The sequence below is a fragment of the Streptomyces sp. KPB2 genome (assembly GCF_003950055.1).
Lineage (GTDB): Bacteria > Actinomycetota > Actinomycetes > Streptomycetales > Streptomycetaceae > Streptomyces > Streptomyces salinarius.
Map to the genome: position 1 here is coordinate 5,474,097 of NZ_CP034353.1, position 22,110 is coordinate 5,496,206.

Annotated in this window: 17 protein-coding genes, 2 tRNA genes and 1 pseudogene; 15 read left to right on the forward strand and 5 right to left on the reverse strand. The window is 72.1% G+C overall.

Features of this window, described 5'->3' with window-relative positions:
• Positions 1-11: 11 nt before the first annotated feature.
• The 5 genes from rsfS (at position 12) to D1J63_RS24635 (ending at position 2,158) form a co-directional block, all read left to right on the forward strand.
• Positions 12-458, forward strand: a complete 447-nt coding sequence (gene rsfS, locus D1J63_RS24610) for a ribosome silencing factor (protein WP_061444800.1) — start codon at positions 12-14, stop codon at positions 456-458.
• On the forward strand, positions 455-1,126 hold the full coding sequence (locus tag D1J63_RS24615) for a histidine phosphatase family protein (RefSeq protein ID WP_125631708.1): 672 nt from the start codon (positions 455-457) through the stop codon (positions 1,124-1,126). The genes rsfS and D1J63_RS24615 overlap by 4 nt, the downstream gene beginning before the upstream one ends.
• A gap of 140 nt (positions 1,127-1,266) precedes the next feature.
• Positions 1,267-1,339, forward strand: a tRNA-Ala gene (locus D1J63_RS24620).
• A gap of 379 nt (positions 1,340-1,718) precedes the next feature.
• Positions 1,719-1,952 (forward strand): hypothetical protein, encoded by a 234-nt coding sequence (locus D1J63_RS24630; RefSeq protein WP_019523121.1) that lies wholly within the window; start codon positions 1,719-1,721, stop codon positions 1,950-1,952.
• A 133-nt stretch (positions 1,953-2,085) separates the two neighbouring features.
• A tRNA-Ala gene (locus D1J63_RS24635) sits at positions 2,086-2,158 on the forward strand.
• A gap of 55 nt (positions 2,159-2,213) precedes the next feature.
• On the opposite strand, the gene D1J63_RS24640 is transcribed toward D1J63_RS24635, so the two are convergent.
• Together D1J63_RS24640 and D1J63_RS24645 are read right to left on the reverse strand one after the other, a co-directional pair.
• Positions 2,214-3,827: an NADH-quinone oxidoreductase subunit NuoF family protein gene (locus tag D1J63_RS24640; protein WP_164712956.1), complete on the reverse strand. Its 1,614-nt coding sequence runs from the start codon at positions 3,825-3,827 to the stop codon at positions 2,214-2,216.
• Positions 3,824-5,107 carry a ferric reductase-like transmembrane domain-containing protein gene (locus D1J63_RS24645; protein ID WP_125631710.1) on the reverse strand — a complete coding sequence of 428 codons (1,284 nt, stop codon included), beginning with the start codon at positions 5,105-5,107 and terminating at the stop codon, positions 3,824-3,826. The genes D1J63_RS24640 and D1J63_RS24645 overlap by 4 nt, the downstream gene beginning before the upstream one ends.
• 535 nt (positions 5,108-5,642) lie before the next feature.
• Here D1J63_RS24645 and leuS point away from each other — a divergent pair.
• The 5 genes from leuS (at position 5,643) to D1J63_RS24670 (ending at position 14,335) form a co-directional block, all read left to right on the forward strand.
• Entirely contained in the window at positions 5,643-8,531 is a 2,889-nt protein-coding gene (gene leuS / locus D1J63_RS24650) for a leucine--tRNA ligase (RefSeq protein WP_125631712.1), read from the forward strand.
• 162 nt (positions 8,532-8,693) lie between these two features.
• Positions 8,694-9,473: a hypothetical protein gene (locus tag D1J63_RS24655; protein ID WP_125631715.1), complete on the forward strand. Its 780-nt coding sequence runs from the start codon at positions 8,694-8,696 to the stop codon at positions 9,471-9,473.
• A 165-nt stretch (positions 9,474-9,638) separates the two neighbouring features.
• Positions 9,639-10,484: a DegV family protein gene (locus tag D1J63_RS24660; RefSeq protein ID WP_125631717.1), complete on the forward strand. Its 846-nt coding sequence runs from the start codon at positions 9,639-9,641 to the stop codon at positions 10,482-10,484.
• 150 nt (positions 10,485-10,634) lie between these two features.
• Positions 10,635-11,684 (forward strand): ComEA family DNA-binding protein, encoded by a 1,050-nt coding sequence (locus D1J63_RS24665; RefSeq protein ID WP_125631719.1) that lies wholly within the window; start codon positions 10,635-10,637, stop codon positions 11,682-11,684.
• A 107-nt stretch (positions 11,685-11,791) separates the two neighbouring features.
• The gene (locus D1J63_RS24670; protein ID WP_125635781.1) at positions 11,792-14,335 is read left to right on the forward strand and encodes a ComEC/Rec2 family competence protein; all 2,544 of its coding nucleotides are present in this window, start codon (positions 11,792-11,794) and stop codon (positions 14,333-14,335) included.
• A gap of 13 nt (positions 14,336-14,348) precedes the next feature.
• Here the strand turns inward: D1J63_RS24670 and D1J63_RS24675 are convergent, their stop codons facing one another.
• Complete coding sequence (locus tag D1J63_RS24675) at positions 14,349-15,179, reverse strand: hypothetical protein (RefSeq protein WP_125631721.1); 831 nt, start codon at positions 15,177-15,179, stop codon at positions 14,349-14,351.
• Positions 15,176-15,715: a SigE family RNA polymerase sigma factor gene (locus D1J63_RS24680; protein WP_125631723.1), complete on the reverse strand. Its 540-nt coding sequence runs from the start codon at positions 15,713-15,715 to the stop codon at positions 15,176-15,178. Before D1J63_RS24680 ends, D1J63_RS24675 begins: the two co-directional genes overlap by 4 nt.
• Positions 15,716-16,017: 302 nt before the next feature.
• Here D1J63_RS24680 and D1J63_RS37685 point away from each other — a divergent pair.
• The 4 genes and pseudogenes from D1J63_RS37685 to holA all read left to right on the forward strand — a co-directional run.
• Positions 16,018-16,590 (forward strand): annotated as a pseudogene (locus tag D1J63_RS37685) (N-acetylmuramoyl-L-alanine amidase); the annotation flags it as partial.
• A 671-nt stretch (positions 16,591-17,261) separates the two neighbouring features.
• A complete protein-coding gene (locus D1J63_RS24690; protein WP_125631727.1) occupies positions 17,262-18,143 on the forward strand; it encodes a YceI family protein in 882 nt (293 codons plus the stop codon).
• Positions 18,144-18,149: 6 nt separating this feature from the next.
• A complete protein-coding gene (locus tag D1J63_RS24695; RefSeq protein WP_125631729.1) occupies positions 18,150-18,404 on the forward strand; it encodes a hypothetical protein in 255 nt (84 codons plus the stop codon).
• Positions 18,405-18,499: 95 nt separating this feature from the next.
• Positions 18,500-19,489: a DNA polymerase III subunit delta gene (gene holA / locus D1J63_RS24700; RefSeq protein ID WP_197923963.1), complete on the forward strand. Its 990-nt coding sequence runs from the start codon at positions 18,500-18,502 to the stop codon at positions 19,487-19,489.
• Positions 19,490-19,734: 245 nt separating this feature from the next.
• On the opposite strand, the gene rpsT is transcribed toward holA, so the two are convergent.
• Positions 19,735-20,001 carry a 30S ribosomal protein S20 gene (rpsT, locus tag D1J63_RS24705; RefSeq protein ID WP_031038253.1) on the reverse strand — a complete coding sequence of 89 codons (267 nt, stop codon included), beginning with the start codon at positions 19,999-20,001 and terminating at the stop codon, positions 19,735-19,737.
• 237 nt (positions 20,002-20,238) lie between these two features.
• Here rpsT and lepA point away from each other — a divergent pair, with 237 nt between their 5' ends.
• Positions 20,239-22,107, forward strand: a complete 1,869-nt coding sequence (gene lepA / locus D1J63_RS24710) for a translation elongation factor 4 (RefSeq protein ID WP_125631733.1) — start codon at positions 20,239-20,241, stop codon at positions 22,105-22,107.
• Positions 22,108-22,110: the final 3 nt, after the last annotated feature.

The following is a 22,110-nucleotide window of genomic DNA, read 5'->3' on the forward strand; positions in this document are numbered from 1 at the left end:
AAAGCCAGGCAGTGACCGCGACCGACCGCTCCATCGAACTCATCAACGCCGCCGCGCAGGCGGCGGCCGACAAGCTCGCGCACGACATCATCGCCTACGACGTCAGCGACGTGCTGTCGATCACGGACGCCTTCCTGCTGGCCTCCGCGCCCAACGACCGCCAGGTCAAGTCGATCGTCGACGAGATCGAGGAACGGCTGAACAAGGAGCTGGGCGCCAAGCCGGTGCGCCGCGAGGGCGACCGCGAGGCCCGCTGGGTCCTGCTCGACTACGTCGACATCGTCGTCCACGTCCAGCACAGCGAGGAGCGCGTCTTCTACGCCCTGGAGCGGCTGTGGAAGGACTGCCCCGAGCTGGACCTGCCCGCCGACGCCAAGGAGACCCGCGGCAAGGCGGAGGAGCACGCCAAGCTCCAGGCCGCCGAGGAGGCGACGCACTCCGACGAGGACTGGCGATGAGCGCCACCGGCGAGGTCACGGCCGGGAAGCCGGGCCGCGGCCGGCGCGTGATCCTGTGGCGGCACGGCCAGACCGCGTGGAACGTGGAGCGCCGCTTCCAGGGCAGCACGGACGTCGAGCTGACCGAGACCGGCATCGCCCAGGCCCGCCGCGCGGCCGGGCTCCTCGTGCACCTGAGGCCCGACGCGATCGTCGCCTCCGACCTCTCGCGCGCCGCCGCCACGGCGGCCGAGCTGTCGGTGCTCACCGGCCTCGAGGTGACCCTGGAGGAGGGCCTGCGGGAGACCTACGCGGGCGTCTGGCAGGGGCTGACCCACGAGGAGATCATCGCCAGGTACGGCGACGAGTACGCGGCCTGGAAGCGCGGCGAGCCCGTGCGCCGCGGCGGCGGCGAGCTGGAGACCGAGGTCGCCGACCGCGCCGCCCCCGTGGTGCTCCGGCACGCCGAGAAGCTGCCCGAGGACGGCACCCTCGTAGTGGTCAGCCACGGCGGCACGATCCGCACCACCATCGGCCGCCTGCTCGGTCTCGAACCGCACAGCTGGGAGAGCCTGGGCGGCCTGACCAACTGCTGCTGGTCCGTCCTCGGCGAGGGCGCCCGCGGCTGGCGGCTGCTGGAGCACAACGCCGGCACGCTGCCGGAACCGGTGCTCGGCGACGACGTCTGAGCCGGTGCCCGAGCCCTGGCCGGTGGGCCAGGGACCCGGATTTCACTTTCCGGCAGGTCGCAGGCTAAAGTTCTTCTTGTTCGCCCCGCCGAGCGGAGCGACGAAGAGAAGGACCATGCGGCCCCGGTCGCGTGGCACCAGGGGCTATAGCTCAGTTGGTAGAGCGCCTGCATGGCATGCAGGAGGTCAGGAGTTCAATTCTCCTTAGCTCCACAGCCCACGGACGAATCCCGTCCCCTTCGGGGGGGCGGGATTTTTCGTCTCCGCCCGCTTGAGCAACACGCGTCCCACAGGCGTATACGTCGGTGGGACTCCGTGTCCGGACCGGTACTGAGGCGTCGCTGACCGGGTCGGCCCGGCCGTGGCAGAATCAAACGGCCGGAAGGGGACCGCGGCCCGACGGGAGGGAGTGGCGATGCCTGGGAGCATCCTCGAGGAGGTCGGTCACCTCCTCGGCGGAGCGGTGGCGAGGAACACACTCACCCGTCTCAGCTGCCCTTCCTGCGGTTCCCGGCACGTGGCCCAAGTCCTCGGCGACAACGGCGGAATCTCTTACGTGTGCACGGCCTGCGGCCACAGCTGGAGCTGAACGATGGGTGCACACAGGCGGAAGTGCGACTGGTGCGGCAGCGGCACGCCCATCGTGCGCGACATGGAGCCGCTCAACCCCGACTACCAGTACTGGTGCGAGGAATGCGCGCGGGCGCTGATCATAAAGGGCGACCCCATCGAGACGTACCGCGAACTCGAGGGCGAGCCGATCTACGGCCGGCTCCTGGAGGAGCACTGCACTCTCAAGCGCTTCTACTCGTTCGTGACGGCCTGACGGCCGGCCGTCTGCCGGGCTCGCCGAGCCGGCAAGAGGGCAAAACGGGCAAACGGGAAACGATTTGGTGTTGTGCCCGGTCGACCGTGTAATGTTGGCGTCGCCGCCGGGGAAACCGGGCGGAGCGAAACAAGGGGCTATAGCTCAGTTGGTAGAGCGCCTGCATGGCATGCAGGAGGTCAGGAGTTCAATTCTCCTTAGCTCCACACTTCACAAGGAAACCCCCGGATCCTCGATCCGGGGGTTTCCTCGTTCCCCGCCTCAGCGGCCGAGCGCCCGGCGGCCGCGGCCCTGGGACAGGACCGGCAGGTTGGTGCGCGAGGACGGCGGCTGCGCCCGTGTGTCCTCCTCGATGCGCAGCGCCAGCGCCGGGCAGCGGCGCACCGCGCGCACCGCCTTGGCCTCCGCGAAACGCGGCACCTCGGCCTGCGCCACGGTCGGGAAGCCGTCGGCGCCGAGCTGGAAGACCTCCGGCAGGATGTCCGCGCACAGCCCGTGGCCCCGGCACAGCGTCCAGTCGACGAAGATCTTCTGACGGCTGGGGCCGTTCTCCTCACCGCCGCCGCCCGGGATGCCGGTCGGGGCCCTGCCTCCCTCGAAGAGCGGCAGGACACCCTCCACGGGCCGTCCGCAGCCGTTGCCGAGGACATGGGCGGCCAGGTCGTCCGTGAACGCCTTGACGGTCGACTCCAGGAACATCGCCGAACCGTCCGGATGCGAGCAGGCGCCGCGCCGCTTCACGTTCTTCGCGACCTGCTTGACCGCCTCGAGGGCGGCCGGGCCGCCGCCGTTCAGGATGTCCTCCAGGCCCCGCGCGGCGGCCGGCAGCCCCAGGTAGCAGGGTCCGCACTGGCCCGCGCTCTCCTCGGCCAGCCACTGCGCCACCCGCAGCGACTCGCCCAGGGGACAGGTGTCCTGACTGATCGGCAGGATCGCGCCCGCCCCGAGCGAGCCGCCCACCTGCTGCAGCGAGTTGCGCGAGACGATCGCCTCGTCGACGGTCGCCGCGTCGATCCACTTGCCGTGGTAGCCGCCGGTCAGCACGCCCTGCGGCACCGGCGGGGCGCCGGCCAGCTGCAGGACGTAGCGCAGCGGCACACCCGTCGGGACCTCGATCACCATCGGGCGGGCCACCGCGCCCGAGACCGTGAGCATCACGGTGCCCGGCTCGTCGTACAGGCCGGTGTTGCCGTAGCGGTCCGGGCCGATGCGGGCGGCGATCGCCAGCTGGGCGAAGGTCTCGGCGTTGGACAGCAGGGTCGGCGCGCCGCCGACGCCGCTGCGGGAGGCGCTCACCTTGCGGCCGGGCGGGATCGCCGGGCCGCCGTCGATGGAGCGGATCAGCGAGGCCGCGGCGCCGGTGACCATGCGCACCGGATTGCGCTGCACGCGCGCGCGGAGGGCGGACCTGCGGCCGTTGCTCAGCCCGCGCTCGGCCAGGGCGGCCTCCATGGAGCGCTGCGTGGACTCCCGGGTGACCCCGATGACCAGCGTGCGGGCGCCCATGGCCTCCGCGCACAGCAGCGCGCCGTCCAGGATCAGGTGCGGGGCACGGTTGATCAGCACCGTGTCCTTGCGGCAGGCCGGCTCGTCCTCGCTGCCGTTGACGACCACGACCGGGCGTACGCCGCGCTTGATCGCCGCCTCGGCGACCGAGCGCAGTTTCTTGTGGAAGGGGAAGCCCGCGCCGCCGCGGCCCTTCAGGTTGATGCGTTCGGAGAGCTGCGCGAGCTGCTCCCCGCCCATCGGTTCGAGCGGACCGTGCACCTTGAGGTGCATCGGCAGATCGAGCCGCTCGACAAGGTCGAAGCCCGACGTGAGCTGGGGAAGCCCGACCACGCGGACCTCGGGGACGTCGGGCAGGGCCTCGTTCACTTCAAGCCTCCGGAAGGCGTGTTCCAAGGTTCACCGGAACCCGGTGCGTCGAAGTCGCGGGACGGCGACACACCGGGGGTTGGTTCAGGGGTGGGACCGCTGTTGTACGTGTCGTCCGGGTAATACGTGTCGTACACCGCGTTCGTCTCACGGGTGTCGTACACGTCACTCGATCCGTAGCCCGAGGCGTACGGCGGCGAGTACGTCGCGGAGTGGTCCGCGCCGGGGGCCGCCGGGTCCGTACCGCCGTAGACCGGGATGGTGTGTCCCGTGTCGTTGAGCGGGTCGTAGTGCGACGCGGGCGCCTCGCCGACCGGGGGCGGCGACGGTATGGGCCAGCTGCCCGAGGTGCTGCCGCCGCCGTCCACGACGGGCATCGCCTCGGTGGGCCGCAGGTCGGACGGCAGCGGGGCGGCGGACGCGGCCGGGTCGGCCGTCAGCGGCGGCCGGCGCGCGCCCGAGGGCGCGGACACCGCGCGGTAGGCCGCCGCGAAGCCGCCCGCGGGCTCCGGCGGAGTGAGGCGCTCCGCGGACTCGTACAGCGGGGCGGACGGGGCCGCGCCGCGTGACCGGGACGCCCCGGCGCGCCCGTAGCCCGGCAGGGCGGCGGCGTCCCTCGGCCGGCTCTCCTCCTCGCGCTCCTCGCGGGCGGGCCGCCCTCCGGTCCCGAGGAGGCCGGCGATCCGGTCGGCGACCTTGCGCCTGACCGGGCGGGGCGCCGCGCGCAGCGCCAGGGCCGCCATGACGCCGACCACGGACAGGGCGTACAGGACCATGAAGACCGGTTTCGCCGCTCGACCCGCGTAGAGCCCGTGCAGCAGGGCCAGGCACCAGGCCGGGTAGGCCAGCATGTGCATCGCCCGCCAGCGGGCCGCCACGGGGGCCGGGGACGCGAAGCGGTTGCGCAGGGCTCCGGTGACCCCCACGAAGATCATGAGCATGCTGGCCAGGGTGCCGAAGCCGATGAGGACGGCCCGGCCGCCGAACGCCTCGTCGTCCGTGGCCAGGAGGCCGAAGGGGAGGACCGCGGCGACCCAGGTGGTGTGGTCGAGGACGAGTTTGACCACGATGTGCACCAGAAGGAACACGACCGAGGCGACGGCGGTGGTCCGGTGCACCGCCTGGGCCAGGATCCGCTGCCGGGTGTCGAGGACGATCCGGTCCTGGGCGAGCAGGCCCCAGATCACCGAGCAGCTGAGGAAGACGAGGGAGAGGACGCCGGCGCCGAAGTTGAGGAACTGGGCGAACGTGTCGTCCACCGTGCTGTCGTTCGTCACCACGGCCGGCCTCCCCACGTCAGGGACGTGAGGGGAGGCCGCGAACTGGTGTCGCGCGGGCGGATCGGGGGAGGGTTCATGGGGGCAACTCCGGAGCGGTTCGGGAAAGCGGTCCCGCTGCCGCACTCTAAGTGGCGCCATACCCGTGGGTAGGTGGTTTGAGTTATTGCGTTGTTATCAAATGACCGCGCGCTCGTGCTGGTGTCCCTTAGCGGTCGTTACGCGAAGTAACCTTTGACCTTGGTTCAGGTCGGGCTCCGTTTTCCGGATTCCGGGCACCGGATTCCGGTCGCGGCACGTGGGCCGGAAGCGCGTCGCGGCCCGCGCCGCGACTGCGGTACCCTGACGCCATGCGTGCCGTACGCCTTCTGCTTAGCGAGCCGCGCTGATCAGTCCCGACCCCGGTCGAAGTCCGGTGGCCGGAATCGGCGCGGCGTCCCCTCCTGTGCGAGGGGATTTTTCATTTCCCGGCCTTCGCAGCCGCTGGTCATGAAGGTCGCAGCCGCTGGCAGAGACGATCGATGGAGCTTTGAGGATCATGAGCGAGACGAACCCCGCGGCGACCGCCCCTGTGTCGGCGGACGCCGCGCCGCACCGCTACACGGCCGCCATGGCCGCCGAGATCGAGGCACGCTGGCAGGACTTCTGGGACGCCGAGGGCACGTACGCCGCACCGAACCCCAAGGGCGACCTGGCGGGCGACCCCGAGCTGGTCGCCAGGCCCAAGAAGTTCATCATGGACATGTTCCCGTACCCGTCCGGTGCGGGCCTGCACGTCGGCCACCCCCTGGGGTACATCGCGACCGACGTCTTCGCCCGCTTCCAGCGGATGACCGGCCACAACGTCCTGCACACCCTGGGCTTCGACGCCTTCGGCCTGCCCGCCGAGCAGTACGCCGTGCAGACCGGCACGCACCCGCGCGTGTCGACCGAGGCCAACATGGAGAACATGAAGTCCCAGCTGCGCCGGCTGGGCCTGGGCCACGACAAGCGCAGGTCGTTCGCCACGATCGACCCCGAGTACTACAAGTGGACCCAGTGGATCTTCCTGCAGATCTTCGACTCCTGGTACGACGACGAGGCGAAGAAGGCCCGCCCGATCGCCGAGCTGGTCGCGCAGTTCGAGGCCGGTGAGCGGGCGGTGCCCGGCGGGCGCACCTGGAGCGCGCTGACCGAGGCCGAACGCGCCGACGTCCTGGGCGAGTACCGCCTGGCCTACGCCTCCGACGCGCCGGTCAACTGGTGCCCCGGGCTGGGCACCGTGCTGGCCAACGAGGAGGTCACCGCCGACGGCCGCTCCGAGCGCGGCAACTTCCCCGTCTTCAAGTCCAAGCTGCGCCAGTGGAACATGCGCATCACGGCCTACGCGGACCGGCTGCTGGACGACCTGGACCAGATGGACTGGCCCGAGGCGATCAAGCTGCAGCAGCGCAACTGGATCGGCCGCTCCGAGGGCGCCCGCGTCGACTTCCCCATCGACGGCGAGCGCATCACCGTCTTCACCACCCGCCCCGACACCCTGTTCGGCGCGACCTACATGGTGCTGGCGCCCGAGCACCCGCTGGTCGAGAAGTTCACCCCGGACACCTGGCCCGAGGGCACCCGCGACGCGTGGACCGGCGGCCACGCCACCCCGGCCGAGGCCGTCGCCGCGTACCGCGCGCAGGCCGCCTCGAAGTCCGACGTGGAGCGGCAGGCCGAGGCCAAGGACAAGACCGGCGTCTTCATCGGCGCGTACGCCACCAACCCGGTCAACGGCGAGCGGGTCCCGGTCTTCATCGCCGACTACGTCCTGATGGGCTACGGCACCGGCGCCATCATGGCCGTCCCGGCGGGCGACCAGCGCGACTTCGAGTTCGCCCGCGCCTTCGAGCTGCCCATCCGCTGCATCGTCGAACCGACCGACGGCCGCGGCACGGACACGTCGACGTGGGAAGACGCCTTCGCCTCCTACGACGCCAAGATCATGAACTCGGCCAACGACGCGGTCAGCCTGGACGGCCTGCCCGTCGTCGAGGCCAAGGAGCGCATCACCGAGTGGCTGGAGCGGACCGGCGCCGGTGAGGGCACCGTCAACTTCCGCCTGCGCGACTGGCTGTTCAGCCGCCAGCGCTACTGGGGCGAGCCCTTCCCGATCGTCTACGACGAGGACGGCATCGCCCACCCCCTGCCCGCGTCGATGCTGCCGCTGGAGCTGCCCGAGGTCGAGGACTACTCCCCGCGCACCTTCGACCCCGACGACGCCGACACGCGGCCCGAGACCCCGCTGTCCCGCAACGCGGACTGGGTCAACGTCACCCTGGACCTGGGCGACGGGCCGAAGAAGTACCGCCGCGAGACCAACACCATGCCCAACTGGGCCGGCTCCTGCTGGTACGAGCTGCGCTACCTGGACCCGCACAACAGCGAGCGGCTGGTCGACCCCGAGATCGAGCAGTACTGGATGGGCCCGCGCGAGGGCCTGCCGCACGGCGGCGTCGACCTGTACGTCGGCGGCGCCGAGCACGCCGTGCTGCACCTGCTGTACGCGCGCTTCTGGTCCAAGGTCCTGTTCGACCTGGGGCACGTCTCCTCGGCCGAGCCGTTCCACAAGCTGTTCAACCAGGGCATGATCCAGGCCTACGTCTACCGGGACAGCCGCGGCATCGCCGTACCGGCCGCCGAGGTGGAGGAGCGCGACGGCGCCTACTACTACCAGGGCGAGAAGGTCTCCCGGCTGCTGGGCAAGATGGGCAAGTCCCTGAAGAACGCGGTCACCCCCGACGAGATCTGCGCCGAGTACGGCGCCGACACGCTGCGCCTGTACGAGATGGCGATGGGCCCCCTGGACGTCTCCCGGCCGTGGGACACGCGCGCGGTGGTCGGCCAGTTCCGGCTGCTGCAGCGGCTGTGGCGCAACGTCGTCGACGAGAACACCGGCGAGCTGTCCGTGGTCGACGTCGCGGAGGCCGACATCGACGCCGACACCCTGCGCGCCCTGCACAAGGCCGTCGACGGCGTGCGGCAGGACCTGGAGGGCATGCGGTTCAACACCGCCATCGCCAAGGTCACCGAGCTGAACAACCACCTGACCAAGGCCGGGGGCCCGGTCCCGCGGTCGGTCGCCGAGCGCCTGGTGCTGCTGGTCGCGCCGCTGGCCCCGCACGTCGCCGAGGAGCTGTGGCGCAAGCTGGGGCACGAGACCTCGGTGGTCCACGAGGACTTCCCGGTCGCCGACCCGGCCTACGTCGTCGACGAGACCGTGACCTGCGTCGTCCAGATCAAGGGCAAGGTCAAGGCACGGCTGGAGGTCGCCCCCTCCATCTCCGACGACGACCTGGAGAAGGCCGCGCTGGCCGACGAGAAGGTCGTGGCCGCACTGGGCGGGGCCGGGATCCGGAAGGTGATCGTGCGGGCGCCGAAGCTGGTGAACATCGTGCCGGCGTAGCCGGTGACCGGGGGCCCGGGCGTCCCCTACGGGTCCGGTGCGGGCAGGTTCGGGGTTCTCGCGGAACCCTGGGCCTGCCCGCTGCGTTTACCGTGGAAGAGCGGCGCGACCGGCGTCGTGGACCGCCGGTGTTGCGGACCGGACGTCCCAAGGAGGAGCCTCGTGGAAGCAGCGCTCACCGTGTTCGCCCTGCTCTTCCTGCTCGCCGTGGTGCTGGGCGTCTACGCCACGGTGAAGGCCGTCGGTGCCGCCAAGCGCAGCGTGGACCGCGGCATCACCCAGGCCCGCCGCACCGTCGAGGACCACACCCTGCGGGCCAAGTCCCTCGTCCAGGTGGGTCCCGCGGCCGAGCTGGCTCAGTTGCGGCTGACGCTGCGCACCTCCATGCGGGCCACCCAGGACGCGCTGCACGCGCGCGTGGCCGAGGACGCGTCCCTCAAGGAGTCCCTCGCCCTCTTCGAGCGGCTCAGCGCGCACGGCTTCGAGCTGGACGGCGAGCTGCGGCGGCTGGAGTCCGAGCCGGACCGCGCCACCCTCGCCGAGCGCCTCCCCGAGCTGCGGGAGCGCACCGAGCGCGTCACCCGGTCGGCGGACGCCCTGCGCTGGGCGGCCCGCGACCGCGCCCGCCGCTTCGCGGACGACGACCTGGACTCGCTGAGCGCCCAGATCGACGTGGAGGCCGGCGCGCTGCGGCACTGGACGGAGACCAGGACGCAGGCGGAGACGGCGGCCGGAACCGGCCCGGGGGAGGGCCCGCCCACCACGCCCCCGTCCTGGCCCGAGGCCCCCTCCGCCGACGCCCCCACCACCCGGCAGACCTGGCCGGACTCCTCTGCACAGGATCCGGCGGAGGGCGACCCGGCCCGCCCCGCCATCACCCCGCCCGCCGCGAGCCCGGTGTACCCGTGGCAGAAGAAGGCCCGCCCGGAGAGCACGACCTGACCCGGTCCGACCCGGCCTGACCCGCTCCGAACCGGCCTGACCTGTCCCGACTTGCCCGACCGGCCGGCCCGGTCGCCCGACTCGTGGACGCCTCGAAGGCCTGTGAACGCCCGGTGGTCGGGGCCGGACTGCCGTACGGGCACTACGCCAGGTAACCTCCAGCTCATGTCCCGCCATGTCGCTATCGTCACGGATTCAACGGCCTACCTCCCGGCCCGGACGATGGAGCGGCACGGCATCACCGCGGTACCCCTGACCGTGGTCCTGGGCGACCGGGCCCTGGAGGAGGGGACGGAGATCTCCACCCGCTCCCTCGCCCAGGCCCTGCAGAAACGCCGGCCGGTCACCACCTCCCGCCCCGGCCCCGAACTCTTCGCCGAGACCTACCGCCGGATCGCCGAGTCCGGCGCCGACGGCATCGTCTCCCTGCACCTGTCCGCCGAACTCTCCGGCACCCACGACGCGGCCGTCGTCGCGGCGCGTGACGCCGCCGTCCCGGTCCGGGTCGTGGACACCGGCATGATCGCGATGGCGCTCGGATTCTGCGCGCTCGCCGCCGCGGAGACGGCGGAGGCGGGCGGCACGGTGGACGAGGCCGTCACGGCCGCCGAGAAGCGCGCCGCGGGCACCTCCGCCTACTTCTACGTCGACACCCTCGACTATCTGCGCCGCGGCGGCCGGATCGGGGCGGCCCAGGCGTTGTTCGGCTCCGCGCTCGCCGTGAAACCGCTGCTCCAGCTGGAGGGCGGCCGCATCGAACCCCTGGAGAAGGTCCGGACGGCGTCCAGGGCGATCGCCCGGCTCGAGGAGATCGCCGCCGACCGGGCGGGCAGCGCACCCGTCGACGTCGCCGTCCACCATCTCGCCGCCCCGGACCGGGCGTCGGCCCTGGCGGACCGGCTGCGGGAGCGGGTGCCCGGCCTGGCGGACCTGCATGTGAGCGAGGTCGGTGCGGTGATCGGCGCGCACACGGGGCCGGGGCTGCTGGGGGTCGTGGTCTCGTCGCGGTGAGGGCGCGGGCGGTGGACGGCGGGTGATGGGCGCCGCGGTGGGCCGTTCGTGTCACTCGTGAGGGGGGCGGAGTTTTCCACAACCCGTGGGTAGTCCCCGGGAATTGACCATGATCATCGCGGGGGTGGCGAGCTGCCCGATCCTCGTCGCATGGCTCTTCGATCACGCTCACGCACCGCGTCCGCGACCAGCGGTCCGGGCCGCGCCCCGGCCTCCGACGGCCGCCTCGCCCACCGCCGCGCACCCGGCTCGCGCGCCCACGCCCGCCCCCGTTCCCACACCCGGCACGACCGCCGGCAGGCGCCGCCGGAGGAGCTGCGGCGGCGGGCGGAGGCGTTGTTCGGGGAGCGCGCCGAGCAGGCCGGGCACGAGCAGGTGCGGGGCGAGTCGGGGAAGGGGCCGCCGTTGCCCCGCCCTGACGCCCCCGTCACCGTCACCGGTGGCGGTGACGGTGACGGGGGCGGGGCCACGACGACCTGGCGGGAACGGACCGGGCTGGCGCTGCGGGAGCGGATGCCGCTGTGGCTGCAGACACGGTGCGGGCTGGAGCGGCGCAGCGTGGCGGCGCTCTCGGTGCTGCTGGTCGTCGCGGCGGTCTTCGCGGTGCAGCACTTCTGGTCCGGCCGCACCCAGCCGGTGGCGGCCCCCGAGGTGGTGCGGGAGGCGGCGGCATACGGAGCGGCGACACCGGGACCGGCGGCCGAGGACCGCACCAAGGCCGACGATCCCGAGCCGGGTGCCGCGCCCACGACCCGGGCGGGGGCCGAGATCGTGGTGGACGTCGGCGGCAAGGTCCGCGAACCCGGCGTTCACAGCCTCCCGGCGGGTTCCCGCGTCGAGGACGCCCTGCGAGCCGCCGGGGGCGTGAAGCCCGGCACGAAGACCGACGGACTGAACCGGGCGCGCTTCCTGGTGGACGGCGAGCAGGTGATCGTCGGAGCATTCGCGCCACCGCCCGCGCCTGGATCGGTGACTGCTTCCGGCGGAGGGGCGGGAGCGGGGCCCACGGCGCCGGTCTCCCTCAACACGGGGACCGCCGACCAACTAGACACCCTCCCGGGCGTCGGCCCGGTCCTCGCCCAGCACATCATCGACTACCGCACCCAACACGGCGGCTTCCGCTCGGTGGACGAACTGCGCGAGGTCAACGGCATCGGCGAACGCCGCTTCGCCGACCTGCGGGACCTGGTCCGTCCATGAACACGGACCCGGCGCGAGTGGAGCGAGTGGACCGGCCGGAGGCGGCACCTGGACCGGAGGCGGCACCAGGACCGGAGGAGTCACCGACGAGACCCCCGCGCGCCGCCGTGCACGCCGCCTCCGGCCACCGGCTGGGCGCGGCCCATCCCCGGCAGGAGGGTCCGGCGGACCTCCGCCTGGTGCCACCTGCCCTGGCGGCATGGGCGACGGCGGCGCTGGTGCTGGACGCGCCGGCCGGCTGGGCGGTGGGTGTGGTGACGGGCGCCCTGATCGTGGCCGGGGCGCTGCTTCTGGGGCCGGCGCGCGGACGGCCCCGCACACTCGTAGCCGCCGCCTTGCTCCTCTGCGTCGCCGCGTCCGCCGCCTCGGCCGCGCTGCACGGTGCGGACCTGCGCAGGGGCCCGGTGCCGGAGCTGGCGCGGCGGTACGCCACCGTCACCGCGGAGGTGGAGGTCACGGCCGATCCCCGCCTCACCCGGCCGCGCGTCCGGGGCAACCGCGCGGTGCCGCCCACCGTGCTGATCGAGGCAGACGTGCGACGGGTGAGCGAGAGGGGCGGGACGACGGTGACGACCCGGACGCCGGTCCTCGTACTGGTGGACGCAGCCGGGGAGGGAGGGGAGGGCGGGGAAGGCCAGGAAGGCGGGGACGACAGGGAAGGCGGGGCAGGCGGGCGGTCCCGCACGCGGCCCGCCGCACCCTCCCGCTGGCTGAACCTGCTGCCGACCACCCGGCTCCGCGTCGCCGCCCGCCTGTCACCCCCGAGGACGCGCGGCGACCGCATCGCCGCGGTGCTGCGCGTGCGGGCCGGCGGACAGGCACCGGAGGTGGCGTCGAGGCCGTCGACGGCGCAACGGCTCGCGGGCCGGTTGCGATCCGGCCTGCGCGCGGCGACCGAGGACCTGCCGACGGACGCGAGGGCGTTGCTGCCGGGCCTGGTGGTCGGCGACACCTCACGCGTCACGCCGGAGTTGGAGGAGGCGTTCAAGGAGACCGACCTGACGCACACGCTGGCCGTGTCCGGCGCCAACTTCACGATCGTGCTCGCCCTGCTCCTCGGCCCGCCGGGCCTGGCCCCACGCAGTGAGCGCCGAGGCCTGGCCCCCCGTCTCGGCCTGCACCTGCGCGCGACCGCGCTGCTCGGCGGACTGCTCGCGCTCGCCTTCGTCGTCGTGTGCCGGCCCGACCCGAGCGTGCTGCGCGCGGCGGCCTGCGGCTCCGTAGCCCTGCTGGCCCTGGCCACCGGACGCCGCAGATCCCTGCTCCCGGCCCTGGCGACGGCGGTACTGCTCCTGGTGCTCTACGACCCCTGGCTGGCCCGCAGTTACGGCTTCCTGCTCTCCGTGCTGGCCACGGGCGCACTGCTCACGATCGCTCCCCGGTGGAGTGCGGCGCTGCGCAGGCGCGGGGTGCCGCCCCGGCTCGCGGAGGCGCTGGCCGCCGCGGGAGCCGCGCAGGCCCTGTGCGCACCGGTCGTCGCGGTGCTGTCGGCGCGGGTGAGCCTGGTGGGGGTGCCGTGCAACCTCCTGGCGGAGTTCGCGGTGGCCCCGGCCACGGTCCTGGGCTTCGCGGCGTTGGCGACGGCGCCGGTGGCGATGCCGCTGGCCAGGAGTCTGGCCTGGTGCGGAGGCTGGCCGGCCGAGTGGATCGCGGCGATCGCGCGCACCGGGGCCGCGCTGCCCGGCGCGGGTGTGGACTGGCCGGGCAACTGGGCCGGGGCGGCCCTGCTCGCCCTCGTCACGGCGGCCGCGCTGCCGGTGGGCCGACGCCTGCTGCGGCATCCCTGGTGGTGCGGCGTCTGCGCGCTGCTCCTGATCCTCGTCGTGGTGCAACCGCCCCCGCTGGCCCGGGTGATCAAGGGCTGGCCCCCGCCCGGCTGGCGGATGGTGATGTGCGACGTGGGCCAGGGCGACGCGCTGGTCCTCGCCGCGGGAGAGGGAACGGCCGTGGTCGTGGACGCGGGACCCGACCCCGCCCTGGTCGACCACTGCCTGCGCTCCCTCGGCATCACCCGCGTCCCCCTCGTGCTGCTGACCCACTTCCACGCCGACCACGTGGCCGGGCTCCCCGGGGTGCTGCGGGGCCGCTCGGTGGGCGCCATCGAGACGACCGCCCTGGAAGAGCCCCCGGACCAAGCCGGGTTCGTCCGCGGACAGGCGGCCTCCCGGGACATCCCCGTGCGGCACGCCACCGCTGGGGAACAGCGCCGCTCCGGCCCGCTGTCCTGGCAGGTGGTGTGGCCCCCGCCGAGCCCGCCGACCACTACGGCACCGGGCACGGAGAGCGGCCCCAACGACGCCAGCGTCACCCTCCTGGTCCGGACGGCGGGCCTGCGCCTGCTCCTCCTCGGCGACCTGGAGCCCCCGGCCCAGCGGGAGCTGGCCCGCTCCCCGGCGGCAGCGGCGTTGAAGGGCGTCGACGTGCTGAAGGTGGCCCACCACGGCTCGGCGCACCAGGACTTCGCGTTCCTCCGCCGGGTCGCCCCGCGGCTGGCCCTCATCAGCTGCGGCGAGGACAACACCTACGGTCACCCGGCCCCCGGCACGGTCGCCGCCCTGCGCGCCCAGGGAGCGACGGTGCTCCGCACGGACCGGGACGGGGCGTTGGCGGTCGCCGGTACGGGGAGGGAGCTGCGGGTGGCGGGGGACTGACCCCCCCGAGTCGTTACTCGGTCACTTCCGCGGACTCGTAGGCGGCCGCACCTGGGGACGTGCAGACGAACCAGTTAGCCGTGGGGAAGTCGCGGACGGACCGGATCACGGCTTTCGTCGGGCGCAGAGGAGCGTTGTCGGGGGCCCGGTCGGCCAGGGTGGTACTGCCGTCCTTCCAGTGGCAGGCGACCTGCTTCGCCGTTGTGGGCACCGTCCCGACGACCAGGCGGTTCGGTCCGTCCTTTCCCGTGAGGGGCTGGGGCAGGGCCTCGACTTCGGTCCCCTTCGGCCAGGGCAGCCTGCTCGTCGAGCCGGAGTCCACCAGACGCGTGGTGAGCTCGTCGTTCGTGGCGTTCTGAGGGCCGTAGGCGCGGATGACGAAGTAGCTGGTGCGGCCGACGAGGTCGGAAGGGCTGCCCGAGGTCGCCGGGGCGAGTCCCCAGTCCGCCATGGCCTCGGTCTGTTCGACGGCCTCGGCCTTGTCGCGCGGTGCCGACCACACCTGCACGTTGACGGCCCACCTCGCGTCCCCGGTCATGCCGTAGGCCACCGTCGAGATCTGCGGCAGGAACACGCGTCGTTCGTCCGCCGGGGCGGGCTTGGCGGGGGCGCTCCGGTCGTTCCCCCCGGGCAGGTTCGTCAGGGCCAGCGTCCCCGTCGTGCCCGCCAGCACCACTGCCGCGACCGCGGTGGCCGTCCGTCGCCGCGCCCTGTGCCGGCGGCCCGCGCGTACGACGGCGTCCACGGGAGCGGCGCCGGTCTCCAACCCGTTCGCCGTGTCCACGAGGAGAGCGGCGATCCGCTCCGGTGCCGCGCCCTGGTCCTTGCCGTCCACACCAGTCATTTCCGTCCTCCCTGCAGTACGGCGTCGGCCAGCGCCGGTACGGCGCGCAGCTTCGCTATCCCCTTCGACGTGTTGCTCTTGACCGTGCCGACCGAGCAGCCCATGGCCCGCGCCGTCTGCGTTTCCGTGAGGTCCTCCCAGTAGCGCAGGACCACCGCCTCGCGCTGCCGCGCCGGCAACTGGGCGAGCGCTTCGAGCAGTGCGTCGCGGTCGTCGGCCCGCGCCATCTGATCGGCCGTGTCGGTCGGTTCACGCACCGGACCGGAGTCGTCCTTGGGCGCCAGGAACTCCTTGAGTCTTCTTCTGTGCCTGCGGGCGTGCGCGTTGATCATGATGCGCCGCACGTAGGCGTCCGGATCGTCGGCCGCGCTCACTCGGCGCCAGGCCGTGTAGGTCCGCTCCAGCGTCGACTGGGCCAGGTCCTCGGCGGCGTATTTGTCGCCGGTGAGGAGAAAGGCCGTGCGCATCAGCCCCGGCCACCGGCCGATCACGAATCTGCGGAACTCCTCGTCCCGTACCTGCTTGGCATCCCCCATGGGCACCTCCCGAATACCTGAAGGAGTCCATGAGCCGACGGAACCGTTGCCTCAGTACACGGACTTCACAGGGATCCTCCCGCACTCCCGGCAGCGGTCCCGTGTGCCCTCGGAGGCGTAGGCGGGGTGGGCGCCGGGAATTCCAAGTCCAGGACAGAAGTGGAAATTTCCGGCCCAGCACGGAAGAAGGAGAAGCCCATGCCCCAAACCCCCACGCCGGGGCACACCGTTGTGCACCGGCCCGGCGAGGACGACCGGCAGGTCACCCGGCCGTCGTCGGAGCGTGGCTGATGGCGAACCCGATGACCGCGAGCAGCTTCCTCAAGGCGCTGAAGGCGGAGGGCCTCACCGTCGTCGAAGTGGGCGACTGGCGGAGCCACAACCGCAACCACAAGGGCCCTTGGGGTCCCGTCAACGGTGTGATGATCCACCACACCGTGACCCGGGGCAGCGCTGCCACCGTGGAGATCTGCCGCAAGGGCTACGCGAGCCTGCCCGGTCCGCTGTGTCACGGCGTCATCACCAAGGACGGCCGCGTGCACCTGGTCGGCTACGGCCGCGCCAACCACGCCGGCCTGGGCGACGACGACGTCCTGCGCGCCGTCGTCGCGGAGAAGCCGCTGCCCCGGGACAACGAGGCCAACACCGACGGCAACCGCCACTTCTACGGCTTCGAGTGCGAGAACCTCGGCGACGGAAAGGACCCGTGGCCCGCCGCGCAACTGGACGCGATCGAGAGGGCCGCAGCGGCCGTGTGCCGTCACCACGGCTGGAACCAGCGGTCCGTCATCGGCCACCTGGAGTGGCAGCCCGGAAAGATCGACCCGCGCGGGTTCACCATGGCGTCGATGCGCGCCCGGGTCGAAGAACGCCTCAACCACCCCGCCGGCTGGACGCCCGGCGATTCCGAGGAGGACGACATGCCGCGAGCGATCAGCCGGTCCGAGAGCGACGACCAGGAGATCACGCCCCGGAAGTGGACGACGCTCACCGTGGACGGGACGGACCTGCTGACCGGCGCGACGCACTACCAGGCCACGGCCCACCTCCGGGCGGTCGTGCCCCCCGGCTCCACGCTCCAGGGCCGCTTCTACCACCTGCGTCCGGACGGAACCCGGTGGACCGGTCCGATCGTCGAGCGCCTGGGCACCGACGGCGGCAGCTTCCCCGACTTCGGCAACAGCGGCTCGATCGTCGCCGACGAGCGACTGCGCTTCGAGTGCGTCTACTACCCGCCCGACGCCGGCGACGACGCCCCGGTCACCGTCACGAGCGTGAAGGTCCGCGGCCTGTACTGGGAGAGGTGACACGGATCCGGCCCGGCCGGCCGTCGGCGCGACCCGTGTCCCCGCTTGCGACCTGTGTCCCCGCTGTGAGAAATCCCTACCGGTGCGGGGATACCGGCGCACACGGGGCCACTCCGGTCCACTCCCAGCACATGTGACGGTTTCCCGTGATGTGGTCCCGTGTTGCCCCGAAAGCCACATCGGTGGTCGAATGTTTCTCCGTCAACTAGTTTTTCGATGTCGTGCAGAGGGTGTCGCCAATGATCGGCCGCTTGCTGGGAAGCCGAACCAAGCGGATGCAACGGACGGGTCCCCTGGCCGCGGTGCACACCCCGCCGGACGCGGGAGTGCTGAGCTGCCGCGTCCTCGACCCCGTCAACGCCCCGGTGCCGCACGCGGAGTTCACGGTCAGCGACACCATGGGGCGCAAGGTGGTCGGCGGGGGCACGGACCCCTTCGGTTCGTTCGTGGCGACGGTGCCCGCGGGGGAGTACCGGCTCGCCGTGTCCGCCGAGGGCTACACCCCGTACCGCGCCTCCGCGACGGTCGTCGAGGACACGCTGGCCTCGCTGGGCGACGTGACGCTCCAGGTGGCCCAGCCGCCGGAGCTGCCCGCGGCGGGCGACTGGGAGATCGAGCCGGCGCACTCCTCGATCGCGTTCACCGCGCGGCACATCGGGCTGGCCCGGATCCACGGCCGGTTCAACTCCTTCGCGGGCGCGGTCCGGATCGCCGACGACATGGAGCAGTCGGCGATGCACGTCGTGATCGACGCGGCGTCCATCGACACCAACGTGAAGATGCGCGACGACCATCTGCGGTCGGCCGACTTCCTGGACGTGGAGCGGTTTCCGACCCTGGAGTTCTACAGCGACCGGTTCACCCACCGCGGCGGCAACCGCTGGGCCGTCACCGGCGCGCTGTCCCTGCACGGCGTGACGCGCACGGTCACGCTGGACACGGAGTACCTCGGTCTCGGCAACGGCATGGAGGGCGAGACGCGCGCCGCCTGCCGCGCCACCACCGAGCTGCACCGCGACGACTTCACGGTGAGCTGGCAGACGATGCTGGCCCGCGGCATCGCCGTGGTCGGCCCCAGCATCCGCATCGACCTCGACGTGCAGACCGTACCCAAGGGCTGACCGACAATGGCTCCCGTGAGCGACGTGAGACATGTGCTGGTACTGCCCGACCGCGACGCCGCGGAGGAAGCGGCCCAGGCGCTCGGGGAGCGGTTCGGCATCGACGAGGAGCCCCGGATCCTCCGGGACGCCCTGGCCGGCGAGGACGACGCCGAGGACGCCCAGTGGCTCGTCGTCCTGCGGGACGAGCGGGAGGCGCTGGACCCCGGCGAGCTGGACGCGTTCGCGGGGGAGTGGGACGGCTGGCGCGAGGAGCCGTAGGCCCCGCCGGAGCGCGCACCCGTAGGCCCCGCCGGAGCCGCGCGCCCGACAGCGTCCGTCCGGCGCTGTCAGTGGTGCGTGCGATGCTTGTCGCGATGGCCAGGAAGACTGCGAACGACGACCCTCTCGCCCCGGTGACCCTTGCCGTGGGCCAGGAGGACCTCCTGCTCGACCGTGCCGTGCAGGAGGTGGTGGCCGCCGCCAAGGCCGCCGACGCCGACACGGACGTACGCGACCTCACCCCCGACCAGCTGCAGCCCGGCACCCTCGCCGAGCTCACCAGCCCCTCGCTCTTCGCCGAGCGCAAAGTCGTGGTCGTACGCAATGCGCAGGACCTGTCCGCCGACACCGTCAAGGACGTCAAGGCGTACATCGCCGCCCCCGTCGAGGAGATCACCCTCGTCCTGCTGCACGCGGGCGGCGCCAAGGGCAAGGGCGTGCTCGACGCCGGCCGCAAGGCGGGCGCCCGCGAGGTGGCGTGCGCGAAGATGACCAAGCCCGCCGACCGGCTGGCCTTCGTGCGCGCGGAGTTCCGTACGGCCGGGCGGTCGGCCACGCCCGAGGCGTGCCAGGCCCTGGTCGACGCGATCGGCAGCGACCTCAGGGAGCTGGCCTCGGCGGTGTCCCAGCTGACCGCCGACATCGAGGGGACCATCGACGAGGCGGTCGTCGGGCGGTACTACACCGGACGGGCGGAGGCCTCCAGCTTCACGGTCGCCGACCGGGCGGTCGAGGGACGGGCCGCGGAGGCGCTGGAGGCGCTGCGCTGGTCGCTGGCGACCGGAGTGGCGCCGGTGCTGATCACCAGCGCCCTGGCCCAGGGTGTACGGGCGATCGGCAAGCTGTCCTCCGCCCGCGGCGGACGCCCCGCCGACCTCGCCCGCGAGCTGGGGATGCCGCCCTGGAAGGTCGACCGCGTCCGGCAGCAGATGCGCGGCTGGACCCCGGACGCCGTCTCCGTGGCCCTGCGTGCGGTGGCCGAGGCGGACGCGGGCGTGAAGGGCGGCAGCGACGACCCCGAGTACGCCCTGGAGAAGGCAGTGGTGACCGTCGCGCGGGCGGCGCGTTCCCGGGGACGGTCGTAAGTCGTAAGCACCCCTTCGGAACCTCTGGTCCGGGAAACACCGAAGGCCCCGGCGTCCGTCCTGGGGAAGGACGGCCACCGGGGCCTTCGGATCAAGCTCGCGGATCCATGCCCGCGTGGCGAACGCAGGCCGCGCATGGATCCTTGGTGCCGGACGGGAGCGGATGAGAGAGGGCCCGCTCGGGGTCCCTCCGGCGATCAGACCAGATGAAACCAGCTGAACCGGATGAATCCAGCCAAGGGGGTTCAGCCCTTGAGAGCGCCGACCTTCTGCGCCAGCGCCGACTTCTTGTTGGCGGCCTGGTTCTTGTGGATGACGCCCTTGGAGACGGCCTTGTCGAGCTCGCGCGAAGCGACGCGCTGGTACTCGGTGGCCTTCTCGACGTCACCCGCGGCGGCGGCCTCGCGGGCCTTGCGGATCGCGGTCTTCAGAGAGGACTTGACCGACTTGTTGCGCAGCCGGGCCTTCTCGTTCGTCTTGTTCCGCTTGATCTGGGACTTGATGTTCGCCACGAATGAGCCTTTGCAGGTTCAGGCACGAGGCCGCGAGGGTCCCGTGCCGGTGATTTCTTGAAGGAGTGCCTCACGCTGAGAGGGCAAGAGACACAGCCCCCCACACTACCAGCGGGTCGTCGAGGGTCCCAAACCCATCCCGGGTCCCCACCCGTGGGACCATGGAGGCTACGTATCGATCCGACCCGAGACCCGAGACCGCAGACACTGCGGACGCCTCAAGAATCAGGACCCTGCGTGCCCGCGATCCCCAGCCATGTGCCCGAGCCGAGCCGTACCGACCCGGCGCTGATCCGCAACTTCTGCATCATCGCGCACATCGACCACGGCAAGTCCACGCTCGCCGACCGGATGCTCCAGCTGACCGGTGTGGTCGAGCAGCGGCAGATGCGCGCCCAGTACCTCGACCGCATGGACATCGAGCGCGAGCGCGGCATCACGATCAAGTCCCAGGCGGTGCGGTTGCCGTGGGCCCCGTCCGACGACAAGGGCACCACGCACATCCTCAACATGATCGACACCCCGGGCCACGTCGACTTCACCTACGAGGTGTCCCGCTCGCTGGCGGCGTGCGAGGGCACCATCCTCCTCGTCGACGCCGCCCAGGGCATCGAGGCCCAGACCCTCGCCAACCTCTACCTGGCGATGGAGAACGACCTCACGATCATCCCCGTGCTGAACAAGATCGACCTGCCGGCCGCGCAGCCCGAGAAGTTCGCCGAGGAACTGGCCAACCTGGTCGGCTGCGACCCCGACGACGTGCTCAAGGTCTCCGCCAAGACCGGCCTCGGCGTCGACGCGCTGCTGGACAAGGTCGTCGCCGAGATCCCGGCGCCGGTCGGCGTCAAGGACGCCCCCGCCCGCGCGATGATCTTCGACTCCGTCTACGACTCCTACCGCGGTGTCGTGACGTACGTCCGTGTCATCGACGGCCAGCTCAACAAGCGCGAGCGCATCCGGATGATGTCCACCGGCGCCACCCACGAGCTGCTGGAGATCGGCACCAACTCGCCCGAGATGCTCTCCGCCGACGGCCTCGGCGTCGGCGAGGTGGGCTACCTGATCACCGGCGTGAAGGACGTCCGCCAGTCCAAGGTCGGTGACACCGTCACCAGCCAGCACAAGGGCGCCGATGAGCCGCTGGGCGGCTACAAGGACCCGAGGCCCATGGTCTTCTCCGGCCTGTATCCGCTGGACGGCTCCGACTACCCGCTGCTGCGCGAGGCCCTGGACAAGCTCCAGCTCAACGACGCCGCCCTGGTCTACGAGCCGGAGACCTCCGCCGCCCTCGGCTTCGGCTTCCGCGTCGGCTTCCTCGGCCTGCTCCACCTCGACGTGATCCGGGAGCGGCTGGAGCGCGAGTTCAACCTCGACCTCATCGCCACCGCGCCCAACGTGGTCTACCGCGTGATCATGGAGGACGGCACCGAGCACACCGTCACCAACCCGAGCGAGTTCCCCGAGGGCAAGATCGACGAGGTCTACGAGCCGGTCGTGCGCGCCACGATCCTGGCGCCGACCGAGTTCATCGGCGCCATCATGGAGCTGTGCCAGACCCGGCGCGGCACCCTGCTCGGCATGGACTACCTCTCCGAGGACCGGGTGGAGATCCGCTACACCCTCCCCCTCGCGGAGATCGTCTTCGACTTCTTCGACCAGCTGAAGTCCAAGACGCGCGGCTACGCCTCCCTCGACTACGAGCCCACCGGCGAGCAGACCTCCAGCCTGGTCAAGGTCGACATCCTGCTGCACGGCGACAAGGTGGACGCGTTCTCCGCGATCACCCACAAGGACCAGGCGTACGCGTACGGCGTGCGGCTCGTCGCCAAGCTCAAGGAGCTGATCCCGCGGCAGGCCTTCGAGGTGCCGGTCCAGGCCGCCATCGGCTCCCGGGTCATCGCCCGCGAGACCATCCGCGCCATCCGCAAGGACGTCCTCGCCAAGTGCTACGGCGGTGACATCTCCCGCAAGCGGAAGCTGCTGGAGAAGCAGAAGGAAGGCAAGAAGCGGATGAAGATGGTGGGTTCCGTGGAGGTTCCGCAGGAGGCCTTCATCGCCGTCCTGTCCAGCGACGACAGCGCGGGGTCGGGCAAGGGCAAGAAGTAACCG

What these genes read in the sequence shown, in the direction of transcription:
- D1J63_RS24615 (WP_125631708.1), top strand. Translation starts at nt 455, where the DNA reads ATGAGCGCCACCGGCGAGGTCACGGCCGGGAAGCCGGGCCGCGGCCGG.
- D1J63_RS24630 (WP_019523121.1), top strand. Translation starts at nt 1,719, where the DNA reads ATGGGTGCACACAGGCGGAAGTGCGACTGGTGCGGCAGCGGCACGCCC.
- leuS (WP_125631712.1), top strand. Translation starts at nt 5,643, where the DNA reads ATGAGCGAGACGAACCCCGCGGCGACCGCCCCTGTGTCGGCGGACGCC.
- D1J63_RS24660 (WP_125631717.1), top strand. Translation starts at nt 9,639, where the DNA reads ATGTCCCGCCATGTCGCTATCGTCACGGATTCAACGGCCTACCTCCCG.
- D1J63_RS24665 (WP_125631719.1), top strand. Translation starts at nt 10,635, where the DNA reads ATGGCTCTTCGATCACGCTCACGCACCGCGTCCGCGACCAGCGGTCCG.
- D1J63_RS24675 (WP_125631721.1), bottom strand. Translation starts at nt 15,179, where the DNA reads ATGACTGGTGTGGACGGCAAGGACCAGGGCGCGGCACCGGAGCGGATC.
- D1J63_RS24680 (WP_125631723.1), bottom strand. Translation starts at nt 15,715, where the DNA reads ATGGGGGATGCCAAGCAGGTACGGGACGAGGAGTTCCGCAGATTCGTG.
- D1J63_RS24690 (WP_125631727.1), top strand. Translation starts at nt 17,262, where the DNA reads ATGATCGGCCGCTTGCTGGGAAGCCGAACCAAGCGGATGCAACGGACG.
- D1J63_RS24695 (WP_125631729.1), top strand. Translation starts at nt 18,150, where the DNA reads ATGGCTCCCGTGAGCGACGTGAGACATGTGCTGGTACTGCCCGACCGC.
- holA (WP_197923963.1), top strand. Translation starts at nt 18,500, where the DNA reads ATGGCCAGGAAGACTGCGAACGACGACCCTCTCGCCCCGGTGACCCTT.